Source organism: Candidatus Ichthyocystis sparus (assembly GCF_900078745.1).
GTDB classification, from domain to species: Bacteria; Pseudomonadota; Gammaproteobacteria; order Burkholderiales; family 2013Ark19i; genus Ichthyocystis; species Ichthyocystis sparus.
On the sequence record NZ_FKII01000080.1, the window covers coordinates 12,763 to 32,812 of the forward strand.

Sequence of the window (20,050 nt, forward strand, 5' to 3'; positions counted from 1 at the left end):
AAGTGCATGTGGTTACTAATAGCTGCCGTTGTTCTAGAATTCCTCTCTCAGGTGTTGCTTTTAGGATAACTGCAATCTCCTTTATGTCACTAACAAAGCAGTCATGGGCGTACATAAATGCTTTTGAATGGATGAATAGGCAACACCCAAACATCGTGCTTTATAATTATGTGACAAATGCAGTAGTGTTGTTTTGACAATGGTACTTGTCAATATGTGAATTACCACATCTGTGTGTCATGGCCAAAGCACTAAATAAACAATGACTCAAATTAATACAAAAAATTGATGATTGGTACAAATATTCTATGCCAGACAAGCCCCTTCTAATTGATAGACGTATGTTTTTACTCTACTAAGAATCTTTGTGCTGCTTCTAATATGTCAACCCTGATTTGACGCTATTCACATCCAATATTTCGATTATATTAAGCTGGATCCACGTGGCTTATTATTACAGTACTGCCTACTGTTAACAAAGCATAGGGAATCTAGAGCACTAGTGGCAAAAGATTAACTATTTTTCGCGTTCATTATGTTTGAATTGAAGCTGTAATTTTCTCTTTGCGTGTAAGTAATAATTCTGACTACACTGCAACCCACAACCATTTTTGCACTTACTACATTTTATATCTAAATAAATAGTTTTTTGTCGCATATCATGCAGAACTCAACGATTATCTAGGTTAAATACTTCTTAACAAAAGACTACCGCCGGAGGAATAACTAAAAATTACATTATCTAGTTCCCGACATCTTTGCTTTTATCTATACACATATTTTATGCCAATACAAACTGTGCCACCCAACAGAAATTGAAATTGTAATTTTCTAAAATTAATCGTCTTTATTACTGTGACTCATCCTAATATACAATACCAGATTGTCATAGATCACCAAGTAAGAACGAGCTATACCGCTCTCAGTTATTATAATTCATCTGTTTTTACTGGGGTGCCTTGGGCAACATAGATTCTACGGAAACTAGTCTTGAGAACTTTGACCTAGTCATTTTCTAAGACGAATCTTCTACCCACACTATCTGTATTTATTCATGATTTCTCACCATACTACTTTGTTGCTGTGATCTGTTACTTACGTAAATTGTTGTTAGACTAACACGCCTACAACAGAGGTACACCCTAACCGGGAACTGTAACAAACGTCAATTTGATATTTTATTTGCCTAACCTCAGTCGCAAGTAATCAATCTGCATTCATTTGACTATATTGAGTACATTACCACTTTGTCTAAAAAATTGCCCTACCGAAGCTAATCTGAAGCAACAGCTTTACCAAATTGTATTACTAACATCAGAGCCAAATTTGTACTCAGCTGTGATCCTACTACCTCGAGATTCGTACCTCATCCCAGCACCACAGGGGATTGTATCGCTCCTGGATGCACCGACATGCCTATTATCACTTTACAACTGACTACTTAATTTACGCAAGTGAATTAACATTTGTATCACGGGAGTATCAACCTTATTCCTTATATTCCACAACCTAATATAATAAAGATTGTACCTAGTACTCACTCTCACTATGAGTTTAATACTTCTTCATGGATGTTTCTTCTACTGTATCTATTATTTTCATCACCAATCTCCTCATTTACTATCTCCTCTACTATTTCTAATCCTGACCTTGCTCTCTGGCCCTCAGTTTATCTAACTTTAGAACTAGTCTCCTCGCTCTTACTCTTGCTTTAGATAGCTCTATCTCCAGTTTTATCTCTGTTATTCTCTCTAGAGATCTACTCCTACTTAGCCCTTTCAGTTTACTTTTTTTCTCCTCTATCTCTGACGCTGTTGCTCCCGATATAACTCTGCCTGCCCGTATCTCTCTACATAGATTTGTTGCTCGTGTTCTCACTCTATTTAACTCTGTGCTCAGATCTTGCTCTCGTGTTATTACTCCAGCTAGTTCTAGCTCTAGTTCGGTTATTCCTTCCACTTTCTCTTCTTCTATCTTTCCAGATTTTTCTGATTTTCTAGCTTCTTCTAGCTCTAGTTCTAGCAATCTAATCTTCATTTCTATCTCTTTTTCTTCTGCTAGTTCTCTTCTCATTTTTGCTGATCTTTCTCCCAGTAGCGCTTTCATTCTTTTTGCCTCTTCCATCTTTGATTTTTTTCTGGCCGCTCCCTCTTCTAGTTTTTTCCTCTGTTTTGTTTCTATCTCTCTCTGTCTCTTTTCCGCTTTAGCTTTTTTTTCTTCTGCCGCCTCTATCTCTGCTCTAGTTTCCCGTATTTTCTTTGCTATTTCTTTCCTTTTTAGTTTCTCTGGATCTTTACATAACTTCTTCTTTAGTGCTTTTTCTCTATTTTTCACAATCCTTCTAGCTTCCTTGAGCTCTATCTCCATAGCCACTAGTGACTCTAGTTCTATCGACAACTCCAGCTCTATCTCTCTTACTCTTACCCTTGCTAATTCTAATTCTAGATCTATCTTCTCTTCACTTTCCTCAGCTTCTGCTATCCCACTCAATCTACTTAGCTCTGGATTTACTTCTTCTCCTGTGCTAACCCTTCTCTCTAGAAATAGCTCTCTCTCTATTAAGCGATCCAACTCTATTCCTAGCTCGCGAGCTCTTTCTACCATCGCCCTCGAGTCCACCAGTCTCGCATCTACCTTCATCTGACTTGTTTTTACTTTATTTATTTCTTTTACGCTTGCTCCCTTTATCTCTAGCTCTACTTTTTTTGCCAATAGTGTATCTAGCTTTTGTTCCAGACTTCCAACTTCTCCTGCTTTCTTTCTTACCCTTTCTAGCTCCAACTCTATCTCTAGCTGTTTTGCTCTTACTTCTTCTATGTCTACTGCATTTTCCCCAGCTCTTATTATGCCTATTTTTCTCTTTCTTGATCTAACTTTCTCCAGCTCTATCCTCATTTCTTGCGCGTTTGATGATCCAGTTTCCAGCACTGAACGTATTTTTTTCTTTTTATCTTCTACTGCTCTTAACTCTCTATTAATTTCTCGCAAGTTTGACAGTGTAGCTACCTTTGGTTTTATCGTACCTACCCTTACCACATTTTTTACTTCCTTTAGATTTGCCGCTCTAAGTTTAGCCGTACTTAGATCCATTTCTGTTTCTTCTTTTTGCTCTTCTCTTTCTGGTATAGATTCTGATCTAGTCAATCTCTGATTTCCCCCTTCTTCTGATTCTGTTACCGATTCTGTTTCTGAGGCTATTGGTACTAATGTGGAAGATACTATTGTTGCTGTAGGTGCTCCTACACGATCCATTAGAGCCTTTATTTCTTCCGCTGGCTCTTTTCTCATTATTTCTGACTTCTCTTCCGCTTTTGCTCTCTTCTTCTTTATCTTTCCAGCTTCTTTAATCTTTTTATCTTTCTGTCTCCTCCTTTCTACATTAGCCAACTCTTCCTCTGCCATTATCAATATATTCTCGTTCCCTGTCTTTACCGATCTCTCTTCTTCCAATCTCTTTACTGACTCTTCCTCCGAATCTATTACTGTCACTGTCGATAATGCCGTAAATGAAGGTTCTTCTATGCTGGCCACCAGAGCTTGTAATAACTTTTCGTTAGTTGCTATAAGAACGGCAGTAGTTTCGCAATCAAGGCCAATTCCTTCTTGGATTGCAACATTAGCTTCTTCTAGTGCTTGACTGCGCAATAAATCTTCCCTAAGTGCCAAAAGTTGACCTACTATTTCTAACACTACATTAGATTGTTGGGTGCCGTAAAACATACCTCGTAATAGCCTTTCTCCGGGCGTCATTCCTAGAGCTGATGCTAAATCTGGTGCCAACAACATAAACCCTTCCTCAGAGCTTGTAAAACTCTGTTCCGGTGCACTGATTGGTACTTGATTATTTGTAGACACTTCTACCACTGCCTCTGTTGAATCCTGCACATGACCATGCAATTCCGGCGCTGCCGTAAATGTAGGTTCTTCTGTGCTATCCATTAGCGCTCGTATCGTTATTGCGTTAGATTCAATAAGATCAGCAACCTCAGTGGCGCTACGTTGAGTGGCAGAACTAGTTCCCTCTCCTGTTCCATGGCGAAGCAGTACTTCCTGTCTATTTAAAAGTTGAGCCACCAAGGCTGATACCCGAGAAACCTGTGGGGTGCCATGAAACATACCCCGAAATAGAGCTTCACCAGGATTCATCCCCAACGATAGCGCTAAATGTGGCTCCAATACAAAACCAACCTCAGCACCGAGTGTTGCACTACCATGTCCTTGTGCACTTGATGACTGTCCTCTCGTATCTGCACCATCCATCTGCACAACGTCAGGTGCTTCCGCACTGTCCATCAGTGCTTCTATCAACCTTTCGTTAGATCTTATAAAATCATCTTCATCTAAATCATCTCCCAATCCAGGTATAGTTACTCCTCCAAGGACTAGATCCCCATGAGCTTTTAACATTTTATCTACTAAATCTGATACAACACTAGCCATAGGAGTGTTGTGAAACATACCCCTTACCAGTGCTTCACCAGGATTCATCCCCAATGCCAGTGCTAAGCTCGGCGTCAATCTTACACATTCCTCAGAGGAATCTGTAATTTGTTCTAACGAACTTGATGATTGTACCTGTTTAGCTACATCATCTTGTACATCGTTACCACTCAGATTACTTGACTCGCTACTACTTAATTTCCGTTTCATTGCTACGCAGTCCTTATTTTTAATTTAAGATACTTTTTTGGAACACATGTGACCTACGCTAATGAAAAATATTCTCAACAAAAATGCAAGCTCACGTACATATAAAAAAATAACTTTGTTAACTACAAAGGCATGGTCTACATCAGCTGGTTTTGACAATGCCTAAGCAGCATATACTTAGCATGCTGAGTTGGTATTTCTTTTTTCAACTAGCACTGTCACCTAACTAGCACTGTCACCTATACATTAGGTTGAGTTGTTGCAATTACCTCTTCAGGCTTGCTGATAGTAGTATTACGAGATTTTATTAATTTGCGTAGTATTCTCAATCTTACAAATCTAATTAAAACTAAAAACTGTAATTTATTTGATACTTATGTAGCATATTTTTCATGTAATTATTTTAAGAAAAGTAATTGCACCTTTTGTTCATAATATTTTAATACATAAAATATACCTATATCTAATAGTACCAACAGTAAATTAATCCATCTTTAACTAATCTTTGCTTCAGTATCTAAAGTTGAACGATTGTACCTACACTCTAATGAATATGGCTTTGTACTCTGATTAGTTGTTTGTTGCTCCTGTAATGCAAATAGGTCGGTAGAACTCCACTAACTACTAGTGCAGTTTCACTGGTATATGTAACTGTTGGTACGGTGGATAATAATTAAACACCATTAATTGCCTCTTTTTAGTGATATTATTCTATCTTTTGCATCAACTAATGTAGTTATTGCTAGCTGCTCGTATCTCTTATTCTATAATCTCCTGCTCAGGTATTACTTTCAAAATAATTACAATTGACACTAATCATTATTAGTGAAGCAAGAGTGTGTGAACGTACCCATTCTTTAATAGGCAATGCCCCAATACTGCACTCTAAAAGTAAATTTAACAAACACAGAAGTATTGTTTTAATAGTGTTTTTGTTGATGTGTGAGTTACCCCATTTGCGTGCTATGATTAGAATACCAAAGAAACGGCAGCCCAAAATAATATAAAAAACTAATTATCGATACACTATTTTATGCTAGATAAACGCTGCCTAGATAATATAATATATGCTAGCGTATAAATTAAGAACTTTATCTGTATGCTAAACATAGTATCTACCGCGTACAAAACTTCTTAGTTTTACTGGGAATAGAAAGCACCCATAAGAAAGATTAATATTCCTTGCTAGCTATTGTAGGAGGTAGGTGAGATAAACTCTCTACTAATTTGTCGATACTAGTTGCACTGATTAAACTAATGTTTCTATCACTCTTCATATCTATTACTTTTTTAGTACTTCTCCCAATAATGATCATTGGATTCTATAGAAAGATCGTTATAGCTAGCTTTAGTACTGCAGTTATTATCCCACTTACCGTGTTGTGGTAGGTGCTACTTGATTCATTTAATGCAACCTACCCTACCAATTCTTTCGCTGCTACTACTTCATCTGTTTTCTTTTTTTTGTTATCACTCTTCTTGCTACTTAATGCTACTATCACTTCTGATTTTGCTTGCAGCATTCTTCTTTCAGACACCTCAGACCTCGTGAATTCCATAAGTAATTATTTACTCCTCTCACCTATCTCTTTTGCCTTCAATATTGCCACCGCTCTCCTCTTCTTTTTCTGATTCTTGTATTACCACCTCTCTTTTGCTGCTCCAGGTAAGTTAGTTGCCCGATTCTCTCTCTTCTCTCGCCATCTCTGATCCTCCTAGTACTCGGCTCTTGCCATTTTCATTTCCTCTTCCCTGCCTCCCTTGCAGCCATCTCCGTGATTTCGGACACTAGAGATAGCATTCTCTTCTCTATCTCTATCTTTTTTAATATCATTTTTCCTAACCATAGCCTTAACTCCAGTTCTAGCTCTCGCACTCTCGCCCTTAACCCCTCTAATCTCAGCATTAGCTCTAGTTCTCTATTGCCTAATTCCGTTTTTGCTTCCCTTTTTAATCTATTCATCTCTATTCCTCTCCTCTCTCTATCTATAGTTGCCTCTACTGTTACCCTTCCCTCTATCAATTCTCTCAGCTCTAGCTCTATATCTGTACTTCTCCCGGTTGATGCTATCTTTACCTTTAATTCAGCTAGATCCATCTCTATTTTTACTTCTCTCTTTCTCACTTTATCTAGTTCTTCCTTATTTGCACCTGTTTTTTCTAGATTTAGCTCTTTTTTTACTGTCGCCTCTAGCTCTTTTTCTAGATCTTTAATCTTTACTTCTCTTTCTATTGCTGTTTTTAGACTTCCCCTTACTCTTGCCTCCTTAATTCTTAGACACTCTATCTCTGCTGCAGCCTTTCTTGCTCCCGCTTGCTCCAATTCTTTAAATCTCCTTCTCGCTTCATCTAGCTCTTTCTCCATTTCTTGCAGTTCTTCTAATCTCGGTTCTGCTACTACTCTACTTAATTCTAGCTCGGTTGCTTTCACCATCCTTAGCTCTTTCGCCATATCTGTTTTTACCGATCTTAATGATCCCGTTGCCCCCATACTTTCTATACCTTTTTCTACTTTCCTTTTTGCTATCTCTAGCACTGACTCTCTGCGTGTAGCTGCACTTATAGCCGCTCCTATCTCTCTTTCTCGTCTCTTCGCCGCTGCCACTTCCCCTTTTTTTCTCAGTTCTTCTCTTTTTTCTTGCTCCATCATTTTTATTCTGGCTTCCGATCTCGCCAATCTCCTACTTCTTGCTTCTTCCAATTCCGCTAGTGATTTTTCTTCCTCTTCCGATTCTGTTTCAGATTCTTCTACTGTTGTAGGCGCTGTCACTGAAGGCATTTCTATGCTAGCTATGAGAGCTTGTAATAATTCTCTGTTAGTTTCTATAAGAGAATCGGTATCTTCTAAAGTAAGTCCAATCCCTCCTTGGGCTGTAGCATCAGTCCTTCCTAGTTCATGATTGCGCAACAAATCTTCCTGGATTGCTGAAAGTTGACTTATCATTTCTAAAACAAGACTAGATTGTGAAGAGCCATAAAACATACCTTTACGTAGTATTTGACCAGGTTGCATTCCCAGAGATTGTGCTAGATATGGTGCCAACATGAACCCCTCATCAGGTCCTATCTTACTCTGTACTGGTGCACTTGGCGCTTGTTCGTGCGAGATACCTACATCTTCTGTTACCACTGCCGGTTCTGTTGTAGATGAAGGTGCTTCTATGCTACTCATCAGAGCTAGTATTAATTCTTCATTAGTTGCTATAAGAGAATCATTATCTTCGCAATCAATGTAAGTTCCTTCTGGGATTAAACCAGCTCTTTTCAGTTCTTGATTGCGCAACAAATCTCCCCGAATTTCTGAAAATTGACTTACTATTCCCGAAACAACAGCAGACTGTGGAGTACCATGAAACATACCCTTACGTAGTGTTTGACCAGGTTGCATTCCCAGAGATTGTGCTAGACATGGTGCCAACATGAACCCCTCGTCAGGTTCTATCCTACTCTGTCCTGGTTCTTGCCAATAGATAGCATCTGCAACCTGTTCTGCCTCTGGTGCACTTGGTCCTGGTTCTTGCCAATAGATAGCATCTGTAACTTGTGCTGCCTCTGGTGCACTTGGTCCCGGTGCTTGCCAATGTGTAGTATCCCCAACTTCCACTACCACTGTCGGTGCCACTTGAAGCTGAGATGCTTCTATGCTATGAAATCGAGGAGCTTCTATGCTGTCCAGAAGCGCTCGTATCATTCTCTCATTAGCGGCCATAAGAGAAGAATCATGATAGCTATTGCTAGATTGTGTGGCAGAACTAGTTCCCTCTCCTGATGCACGACTAACTAGTACTTCATGTTTTTCTAAAAGTTGAGCTGCTAAACTCGATACAAGAGTAGCTTGCGGGGTACCGTAGAACATACTTCGAAATATCACGTCACCGGGACGCATTCCCAGTGATTGTGCTAAATGTGAAGTTAATATAAACCCTCCTACACCAGAGGAGTCTGTACTTTGTTCTAACGCTAATGCACCCAACTGTTGTGTCCGCTCATCCGCACCACCTTGACCGTAGTTATCCTTCTCATGGCTGCTTGCGCTACCTAATTTTCGTTTCATTGTTATAGGTTCCTTGTCTTTCTTCTTCTACTTATATACACGATGTACACAAACCGTCCTACAGTCAATATCAAGCCTGTTTTTTTGATCTGATATACCTTATAAAAATATCCACAACATCCACAACAAAAATCCGAGTCCACAAAAAATAATTTTGTAAATTACATATGCATAGCGCCTATTAGGCAACTTTAATCACACCTAAGCGTATACACTTGCTGTGCGGGCTGGTACAAGCTCTCTTTCAACTAGTATTGACACCTACATTAGGTTGTCAGTTACTGCAATTATTTTTACAAACTCTTACTGATGGTAATATTTAGAGTCTTTATTAACTAGTGTGGTTTCCTCGATTTTTAAATCCAATTAATAAATACAACAGCCAAAAATGTAATTCATTTGATATTTTGTGTAATTTTGAAAATTTTTTATGTAAGTTTTAAGTATGAGTAAGTAGTAAGTAAATTATTATTTATTTATGTAATATATCTGTGTCTAATAGCATCAACAGCAAGTTAGTTCATTTTCAGCTAATTTTGCTTCAGTATCTAAAGCGAAATGACTGTACCTACTCAAAGCATATGGACTTACACTCTGACTAATTGTCTATTGATTCTATAATGCAACTAGGTTCATCACAAAATTACTAACTACCGACGAAGTCTAACCGGAGTATGTAATTGTTAGTATGATTGATAATAATTAAAACCCCAGTGATTATTAATTTCCTCTTTTAAGTGATATCATCCTGCTTTCCTATGGCAAATGCATGAGATTACCACCAGTTACTATTCTTCTATACTCCCTTGTTTAGGTGTCTTTTTATAGGACAACTGCGGCCTATACCGAACATTATTAATGGAGTAGTTGTGAGTGAATATGCCAGTTTTTGAATAAGCAACCACTCAATACTGTTCTTGATAGAATAATTTAACAGACACAACAATATTACAATACTGTTTTAACAATGTATTTGTTAATACATGAACAACCCCATCTGTGTACTTAGGCAGAAAGCAACTCAAATCAATACAAAAAAACCAATCATCAGCATTATACTTTATACCAGATAAACTTACTAAGTAGTAATGGTATGTTTTTACTCTGCTAATAATTTTTGTGTTGCTTCTAATTTGCCAATCATGATCTATCTCATCCACGTCCGTCTAGTATTTTGACTAGATGAAGCTGGCGGCATATTACTTATTGCCACAGCTTTACCTATTGTAAATAAAATACTAGATAATCTATATCTACAATGTCGAATTTATTATTCCAAAAGACTGAGGTTATTGTGACAGAACTAATAAAGCTGCATTTAACAGTTTTGTTCTATTTTAATTAGCAAGAATATTGCTTGTTTCTTCTACTGATTTATATTAAATCGTTGATATTGGGTTTACTGATTGAACTACTGTTTCTGTTACCCTTTATATCCATTAATCCATTACTTTTTTTATTACTTCTGCTGGTAATGCTTATGTCATTGATGATTTTCTATGCTTCACATGGAAGTTGTTCGCCAATAATGATTTATTAAACCCTATAGGAGGATTACCATAGCTGTTTTATGATTCAGTACTGCATTCATTGTCCCACCGTGCTTATGGCATGGATCTCATGAATTTCCAATTTGCTCCTCTAATACGTTAACAGTGCACTATGCGTTTATACAAAACGCACCACTAGCAGTGTGCTGTGCCCGGATATTGTTGCTTTTGTATACTTTTTTTGTACCTATAATCTTCTTCCATTATTACTTCGTGTTAGCACATATCTGGTATGCAAAGAAAAGAACATTTGCTATGATCTTCTCATTGTCCTTTCCTTTTCTTCTGCCAATTATCTTGCTGTTGCTATTTCCTGTGTTTTCTTTTTTTATTATTACTCTTTCTTGCTAATGCTGCTATCACTTACGATTTCGATTGCAGCGTCCTTTCAGGCGACTCTGGTATCGTCGAATCTAATAAGTAATTCTCTACTCCTCTCATATCATATATCGCTTTTGCTTCCAATATCATCACTGTTTTTCTCCTTCTTCTCCTGATCTTATATTGCTGCCACTTTTGGTTGATATCTCAGGTGTTGCTGTGTCGCTCGCTTCTTTCTCTGCTCTTGCTATATCTAGCTTTTTAGCTATAATTTTACCCAGCCATAGTCCTAGTTCCAGCTCTAGTACTTTTATTCTCGTGCTTACTCCTTCTAATCTTAGCATTAGCTCTAGCTCTTCCTCTTCCAACTCCGCTCCTGCTTCCTTTTTTAATCTATCTAGCTCCATTTTCTTTTTTCCCTTATCTATACTTGCCTCTATCTCTTCCTTCTTTGCTATAATTTTACCTAGTTCTATCTCTAGATCACTTTCAGTCGTTGCTCTTAATTTCACTAGATTTGCCTCTATATTAGCTTTTTTAGTTCTTACTTCACCTAGCTCTTTCTCACTTTTGCCTTTCTCCAAATTTATTTCTCTCATTTCTAATAACTTCAGCCATTTTTCTAGATTTATCACTTTTGTTTCTCTTGCCATTGCTCCTTTTAGATTTCTCCTCATTTTTCTCTCTTTAATCACTAGGTAATCCATCGCTACTGAGATCTCTCCTACCCCAGCTTGTTCTAGTTCTTTATATCTCGCTTTTGCTTTATTTAGCTCTTTCTCCATTTCTTGCAGTTTTTCTAACCTCGGTTCTGCCACTACTCTCCTTAGTTCTCTCTCTTTTGTTTTCATCATCTCATCTATTCTTTTTGAGCTTAATGACCCCATCGCCTCTAACTTTTCCATACTTTCTTTCACTTTATTTTTCACTTTCTCTAGATCTGCCTTCCTACACATAGCTATATTTAGATTTGTCTCTGTATCTGTCTTTGTTTTTGTCTTTGTCTCTGTCTTTGTCTTTTTTGTCTTTGTCTCTGTCTCTGTCTCTGTCTCTGTCTCTGTCTCTTTTCCTAGCACTCGAGATGCCATTTTCTTCTCTGCCCTTATCTTTTCCGCTGTAATTTTACTCAACCATATTCCTAACTCTAGTTCTAACATTTTTACACTCGCTTTTATCCCCTCTAATCTCAGCATTAGCCCTAACTCTCTCTCGCCTAATTCCGCTTTTGCCTCCTTTTTAAATTCATTTAGCTCTATTTCTTTTTTCTCTCTATCTATCTTTTTATCTATCTCTTTCTTTTTCATTATAAGTTTATCCAGCTCCAGCTGCAGTTCTAGACTTCCCCCAGTTGTGGCTCTTAATCTCACTATATCTTTCTCTATCCTAGTCTTTTTCATTCTTACTCTATCTATCTCTTTCTCACTTGTCCCTTTCTCTGTATCTAGTTCTATCGTTACTAATCGCAGCTCTTCCTCCAGATTTTTCACTCTCATTTCTCTTGCCCTTGCTTCTTGCAGATCTCTCCTTACTTTTGTCTCCCTAGTTACTAGGTAATCCATTTCTACTGAGGCCTCTCTTGCTCCGGCTTGTTCTAGTTCCTTATATCTCTTTCTTGCTTTATTTAGCTCTTCCTCCATTTCTTGCCGGTTTTTTGGCATTGTTTCTGGCACTACTCTTCTTAGTTCTTCCTCCTTTTTGTTCATCACCTCTATATCTCTTCCTCCTGAGCCTAATGATCCTATTGTCTCTAACTTTCTTATACTTTCTCTTACTTTGTTTTTCACTCTCTCTAGCTCTGCCTCTCTGCATACAGCCACACCTAGAGCCGTCTCTATCTCTTCTTCTCGACTCTTCACTATTGCCTCTTTCTCCCTTGCTGCTGCCTCTTTCTTCCTTGCTGCTGCCTCTTTCTTCCTTGCTGCTGCTTCTTCCTTCCTTGCTGCTGCCTCTTTCTTCCTTGCTGCTGCCTCTTTCTCCCTTGTTGCTGCCTCCCTCTCTTTCTTTCTAAGTTTTTCTTTTTCTTTTTCTAGACTCTTCATTGCTGCCTCTTCCTCTTTCTTTCTAAGTTTTTCTTTTCTTTTTTGTTCTTTTTCTAGATTTTTCATTGCCGCTTCTTTCCACTTCTGTCTTTGTTTTTCCGCTTTCAATTTCTTTTTTATTGCACTCATTAACTGTGCCTTTATTTCCCTTCGTAATCTCGTTTGCTCTCTATTTTGTTTCTTCTTTAATTCTTTCTCCCTTCGCGATCTCACTTTCTCTATATTTTGTTTCTTCTCTAACTCTAGAATTTTTACTATTGCTCCCACTGTGGGTACTTCTATGCTACCCATCAGAGCTCCTATTAACTCTTCGTTAGTTGCTATAAGATCAGCAGTATCTCCGCAACCAGCGCTAAGTTCCTCTTGGATTGCACCAGATCTTTCTGATTCTTGATTACGCAATAAATCTTCTCTAATTTCGTAAAGTTGACCTACCATATCTAAAATGACATTGGATTGAGGAGTATTACAAAACATACCTCGACGTAGCACCTGATTAGGTTGCATTCCCAGCTTCAATGCTAAATCTGGTGCCAACATGAACCCCCCATTAGAGTCTTCGGTATCATACCCTGGTGCATTTGGCACTTGCCAATATGCGGCACCTACATCCCCCATTACTACTGCTTCTGGTGCACCTGGGGCTTGACAATACGCAGTATCTACATTTCCCATTGCCACTGCTTCTGGTGCGCCCGGAGCTTGCCAATACGCAGTATCATCCACATTCCTCATTACTACTGCTTCTGGTGCGCCCGGAGCTTGCCAATACGCAGTATCTACATTCCTCATTACCACTGCTTCTGATGCACCTGGAGCTTGATAATACGTAGTATCTACATTCCTCATTACCACTGCTTCTGATGCACCTGGAGCTTGATAATACGTAGTATCTACATTTCCCATTACCACTGCTTCTGGTGCACCTGGAGCTTGCCAATACGCAGTACCTACATCCCCCATTACCACTGCTTCTGATGCACCTGGAGCTTGCCAATATGTAGCATCACTTTCTTCTACTACCACCTCCGGTACTGCTGCAAATGGAGGTGCTTCTACACTATCCAGAAGAGCTCGTATTGTCGCCTCGCTGGAGGCAATAGTATTATAGTTGCTGCTAGATTGGACGGCAGAACTAGTTCCCTCTCCTAGTTCATGGCGAAGCAGCTCTTCATGCTTGCTTAAAAGTTGCGCTGCTAAACTTGATACACGAGAAGCCTGTGGGGTGCCATAAAACATACTTCGAAATAACATTTCGCCAGGTTGCATTCCCAACGATAGTGCTAAATGTGGCGCTAACAATAACCCCCCTGCCTCAGAAGATAATGGGTTTTGTTCTAATTCTAATGCACTTGACGGTTGTACCCGCTCATCCACACTACCTTGCCCATAGTCACTCTCATGACCACTTGTTTCACCACTTGTGTTACTTAATTTTCGTTTCATTGGTACAAAGTCCTTATTTTATTGTTTTTTTCTTCTATTTATTGATAACACATGCTGCATACAAATCTTTCTACAGTTAATATCAAGCCAGCTTTTTAATCTAATTGATAAAGAAAAGATACAATATAAAAATCGTAATTTATTCGATACTTTCGTATGTAATTTTAAAGATTCTTTACGTAATTACTCCAAGGAGCGATTATTGTTTACGCATAATATATACCTGTATCTAACAGCACCAACAATAAATTAGTTCACTTTCAACTAATCTTGCTTCAGTATCTAAAGTGTAATGGTTTCATTTACACTCTAATGTGCAGTGTCTTTATACTCTAACTAATTGTTTATTGCTCCTTTAATGAAATTAAATTCAGCAGAACATATTAACTGCCAATACAGTTTCATCAATACACGTAATTGTTAGTATGGTGGATAATAATTAAATATTATTAATTACCTCGTTACTGTGATATTATTCTGATTTTTTTTTGACATCAGAATCGTGTGACTACTGCTAACCGCTTTTCTTCGAGAGCCTCTTATTCAGGTATTAATTTTAAGATAATTACAGTTGCCACTAATAGTTATCAATGAAGCAGTAATGCGTGAATATATTTGTCTCTGAATAGGAAATGCCTAAACACTGTTCTCTATAACTCTATGAAATAATTTAACAAACACAACAATATTGCAATATTGTTTTAATGATGTATCGGTCGATACAGGAATTATCTTATTTGTGTACTATGACTGGAATAGCAAAGGAACAGTAACTCAAATTAATACAAAAAACCAATGATCGGTACACTACTTTATTCCAGATAAACTCGATATAACCAATAGACGTCTGTTTTTACTCTACTAAGTACTAAGAATTTTTGTACTGCTTCTAGTGCGTAAATACTTACCTGTTATTATATACCTCTAGTATTCCTACTAGATGAAGTTGGTATAATATTGCTTATTGGTGCAGTTTTGACTATTGTCAATAAAGATGAGGTGTTGCCCTAGACCACAGGGGCAAAAGACTTACCCTCAGTCTACAATATATGATATTCCAAATAACTGGCTTTTTTGGCTGTCAATGTAATTAAACTCCGTAATACATTTAGTGACGTGACGTATTACAACAAAGCCAACAATATCACACAAAACATGGTTCTACTTTCTTTTAATGCAGCACAAATTTTCGAGTTCACCATATTGAAGCTGCAATATTTTTCTTTACTCATAAATAATAATCCTGATCACACTACAATCTACGACTATTTTTTGCATTTACCTTTACTATGTCTAATATAAATGGTCTCTAGTTTCACAAGAAGTAATAATAAATGTGATCTAGGCGAAATCCCACCTGACAATAAGGTTGCTGTGAGTAAAAATCTTAACCCTACAAGTCCCATCAACCAGGTTGTTATATTTATAGATTAGCAAGGAAAACAAGCAATAGCCCGCCCTTGTAATTACTGTTTTTGCATTTTATAGGCTACACCAACCATACAGAGAACAAGGTTCCCAATAAATTAGTCTTGAACTTTGACCTAATTATTGTCTAAAACAAATCCTCTATATACACTACCAGTATTTATCTGTGATGTTTTACCATACACCCCATCCGCAAGTACTATCGTAGGTTTATTGATCACGGACTTAACCACCTCGTCTATCTCCATTTTACGATGTACTACTTGGCTTATGCAAATTACTTAATTATTTTTATAACTAGAACAGAGCCCTTGCCCTTATTTTATATAATCCAATAATATAGCTGTTTCCAACACTTATCTTTACTGAGAGTCCAATCATGCACTCGTATTTCCCCTACTATTTCTAATCCCGACCTTACTTTCTGGCCCTTAGTCTCTCTAACTGCAGAACTAGTATCCCACTCTTGATTTTCGATACTCTATCTCCAATTTTAGCTCTTTTATTACTTATCAAGATCTATTTCTGCTTAGTTCTCTCAGTACACTTAGTACACTTTTTTTCTCTTATATATCTTACTCTTTCCTGGTTACTGCTATTCTCGCTCTCTCCAACTCTCTACATATCCCCCAAATACTATATCTCTCTAGTCTTTATTTCCATTTCTTATCCTCTCCTCCTTTCCCCTTCTCTAATTTTTCCATGGCCACCCTCTCTTTTGCCGCTTTCTTTTTCTCATTCTCTTCTGCTTTTGCTTTTTTTTCCTCTGCTTTCTTTATCTCTTTCTCCTTCTTTCTCTCTCTCTCTTCTCTAGCTTCCCTTTTTGCCTCTGCTATTTTTTCCTTTCTTGCTTTCTCCCGTTCGTCACGCTCTCTGCGTAACTTCTCTGCTAGTATCCTTTTGGCCTCCTTGATATCTTTGTCTCTAGCTTCTCTTTCCATCTTTTCGGTTTTTTCCTCCATCATTCTAGTTTCTTTAATCTCTAGCTCCACAGCCATCAGTAGCTCTAGCTCCATAGATAGCTCCAGCTCTAGCTCTCTTACTCTTACTCTTACTCCCTCTAGTTCTAGTGCTATCCCTATATCCTCTTCGCTCGTTCCAGCTCTTGCTTCCATTCTCAATCTATCTAGTTCTAAACCTCTTTCTTCTATGTCCACCATTCTCTCTAGATCTCTTTCTCTCTCCACCAACCGCTCTAGCTCTATTCCTAGTTCGCGAGCGTTTGCTACCATCGCTTTCGATTCTATTAGCCTTGAATCTATCTCCATCTGCCTAGCTCTTACTCTCTCTACCTCTTCCTCGCTTGCTCCTGTTACCTCTAGTTCTACCTCTTTTGCTAATAGTGTATCTAGCTCTCGTTCTAGATTTTCCACTTCTGCCACTCTATCTCTTGCCCTTCTCAGCTCCACCTCTATCATTCCCTGTCTTACTCTCACTCCTTCTAGCTCTACTGCATTTCCTCCAACTCCCACTCTATCTAATTCCTTCTTTCTCGCTCTAACTTTCTCTAGTTCCTGTTTCATTCCTTGCAAGTTTTTTAATGTTACCGTTCCCAGAACTGCACTTATTTCTTTCTTTTTCTCTAGAATTGCCTTTAACTCTTCATCATTTTTTTTCTGTCTTGACGGTATTGCTACCTCTGGTCCTCTTGTACTCGCTCCCACCCTATTTTTTACTTCCCTTAGATCTGTTTCCCTAAGTTTAGCCATACGTAGAACTACCATTATTTCTTGTTCTTGCTCTTCCCTTTCTAGTCTCGCTTTCGATCTAGCCAATCTATAACTTCTCTCCTCTTCCAATTCCACTGGAGTTCTTTCTTCCAATTCTGTTGGGTTTTGCTCATACTTCACTAGCCATATCTCTAGCTTCATTTCTAGTATTCTTATTCTCGTGTTTATTTCCTCTAGCCTCAGCATTAGTTCCAGTTCTATCTCGCTTGGCTTCGCTCTTGCTTCCTTTCTCAATTTATTTAGCTCTATTTCTCTTCTACCAATATCTATCTTCGCCTCTATCTCCGTCCTTTCTGCTATCAGCTTACTTAGCTCTAACTCTAGCTCTATACTTTCCCCGGTTGCTGCTATCATTGCTCTTAATTCGGCTGGATCCATTTCTACCTTTATCTCTTTTTTTCTTACTTTATCTAACTCTTCCCCGCTCGCCCCTATTTTTTCCAGATCTAACTCTTTTGCCACTAATATCTCTAGCTTTTGCCTTAGATCTTTCACTTTTATTTCTCTTTCCATTGTTTTTTCTAGATCTTTCCTTACTCTTGTCTCCTTAATTTTTATTTGACACACCCCTACTACATCTGCTCCTGCTTGCTTTAGTTCTTCATATCTTGCCTCCACTATGGCTAGCTCTTTCTCCATTTCTTGTAGATCTTCCGATCTCGGTTCCGATATTACTTCCCTTATTGCTTTTTTGTTTGCTTTAATGATCTCTATATCGTTTCCCACATATCTTCTTCCCGAGCCTGATGCCGTGGTAGCCTCCAGCTCTTTCATACTTTCTTCTACTTTATCTTCTACTCTCTCTAGTTCTGACTTTCTACATCTAGCTATTCTTATAGCTGCCTCCATCTCTCTTTCTCGACTCTTCGTTTCTCCCTCTTCCTTTTTCTTTCTCACTTTTTCTTTTTTTTCTTGTTCCTTAGCGAGAAGATTATTTCTTTTTTCTTGCTCTTTAGCGAGCATCTTTTCTCTTTTTTCTCGTTCTTTAGCAAGCATCTTTTCTTTTTTTTCTCGTTCTTTTATTATCGCTGTTGGTGTTTCTACGCTACCCATAAGAGCTCGTATTAATGCTTCGTTAGTTTTTATAAGGGTAGTGGTGTCTTCGTAGCTAATTTCTATAGTTCCTTCTTGGGCTACACCAGATCTTTCTAGTCCCTGATTGCGCAATAAATATTCCCGGATTGCAGAAAGTCGATTTACTATCCCTAAAACGACATTATGTTGTGGAGTACTGTAAAACATGCTTCGACTTAGTGCCTGACCAGGGTGTATCCCTAGCTCTAGTGCTACATCTGCTGCCGAGATGAACCATTCCCTACGTACTATCGTACTTTGTCTTTGTGCTTTCCAATGCGCAGTAGTACCTGCAGTTTCTATTGGCCATGGCTCTGATTCTTGCCAATGCGCAGTAGTACCTGCAGTTTCTATTGCCCACGGTTCTGATCCTTGCCAGTATGCGGCAGTACCTGCATTTTCTACTGCTCCTGATGCTTGCCAATATGCATCAGCACCTGCAGTTTCCACTGCTCCCGATCCTTGCCAGTATGCAGTAGTACTTGCATTTTCTACTGCTCCTGATGCTTGCCAATGCTCAGAAGTACTTGCAGTTCCTATTGTTCCTGGTGCTTGCCAATGCATCATAGTATCTGTAATTTGTGCTGTCTCTGATGCACTTGGTCCTGGTGCTTGCCAATACGTAGTATTCCCCCCCACTACAACTGACGGTACTACTTGAAGTTGAGGTGCTTCTATACCATAAAGTCGAGGTGCTTCTATGCTATCCAGAAGCGCTCGTATCGTCACCTCGTTAGAGGCCATAAGAGCAGAATCACGATCGCTAGATTGGGCGGCAGAACTAGTTCCCTCTCCTGATGCACGACTAATCAGTGCTTCATGTTCTTCTAAAAGTTGAGCTGCCAAACCCGATACAAGAGGGGCTTGCGATGTACCATAAAACATACTTCGAAATATACTGTCACCAGGACGCATTCCCAACGATTGTGCTAAATGTGGAGGTAATACAAATCCTCCAGCATCAACAGACATTGCACTTTGTTCTAATTCTAACAAACTTGATGATTGTGCTTGCTCATCCACACTACCTTGCGTGTAATTACCCTCAGTGTTACTTGCTTCACTACTACTTAATTTTCTTTTCATTGGTACAAAAGCCCCTATTTTCTTTTTTTCTCTTCTTCTATTGATGCCACACGCTGTGAACAGACCTGCCGCCTACATGTAATGTCGAGCTTGTTTTTTTAAATTTAATATGCCTTTTAGAACACATTTGACCACACTAAATGAAAATATTCCCAAAAAAGATTCACGCACATATGAAAGAAACAACTTTATCAACTAACAGAGAGAGACCAGTAACCATGAATTAGATTTAACCACATCTAAGAAGCACAGACCTGCCATGCTGAGTTAGTGAAAGCTATTTTTCAACTAGTATTGCCCCGCATACATTAGATTCAGTCATTGCAACTATCTTTGCAGGATTACCTACTGAGAGATTATGAGTCTTTATTAATTAGTGTAGTTTTCTCAATTTTTTGAATCTAATTTATAAAAGAAAAACGCGATATAAAGACTGTAATTTATTTGATATTTTTATGCGTACTTCTAAAGATTTTTCATGTAATTATCATCGATACTAAAAGAGCAATTGTTATTTAAATATATCTACATCTAACAGCATCAGCAGCAAATTAGTTAACTTATTAACTAATCTTACTTCGGTATCTAAAGTATTCAGTATCTAAAGTAGAATTACTGTGCCTACACTTTAATACATATGGCTTTATACTCCGCAATTGTTTGTTGCTCCCA

5 protein-coding genes are annotated in these 20,050 nt (G+C 38.2%); all 5 read right to left on the bottom strand.

What is annotated here, in order from left to right:
- Positions 1–1,638: 1,638 nt before the first annotated feature.
- The 5 genes from A6733_RS07755 to A6733_RS07775 all read right to left on the bottom strand — a co-directional run bounded on the left by A6733_RS07755 (position 1,639) and on the right by A6733_RS07775 (position 19,378).
- Positions 1,639–4,650 (bottom strand): hypothetical protein, encoded by a 3,012-nt coding sequence (locus A6733_RS07755; RefSeq protein ID WP_092460767.1) that lies wholly within the window; start codon positions 4,648–4,650, stop codon positions 1,639–1,641.
- Between the two features lie 1,415 nt (positions 4,651–6,065).
- Positions 6,066–6,209, bottom strand: coding sequence for a hypothetical protein (locus A6733_RS09175; protein WP_175330600.1), 144 nt, complete (start codon positions 6,207–6,209; stop codon positions 6,066–6,068).
- Between the two features lie 179 nt (positions 6,210–6,388).
- Positions 6,389–8,704 (bottom strand): hypothetical protein, encoded by a 2,316-nt coding sequence (locus A6733_RS07760; protein ID WP_092411587.1) that lies wholly within the window; start codon positions 8,702–8,704, stop codon positions 6,389–6,391.
- 2,020 nt (positions 8,705–10,724) lie between these two features.
- Positions 10,725–14,060, bottom strand: coding sequence for a hypothetical protein (locus A6733_RS07770; protein ID WP_092415362.1), 3,336 nt, complete (start codon positions 14,058–14,060; stop codon positions 10,725–10,727).
- Positions 14,061–16,141: 2,081 nt separating this feature from the next.
- The gene (locus A6733_RS07775) at positions 16,142–19,378 is read right to left on the bottom strand and encodes a coiled-coil domain-containing protein (RefSeq protein WP_092460769.1); all 3,237 of its coding nucleotides are present in this window, start codon (positions 19,376–19,378) and stop codon (positions 16,142–16,144) included.
- Between the last annotated feature and the right edge of the window lie 672 nt (positions 19,379–20,050).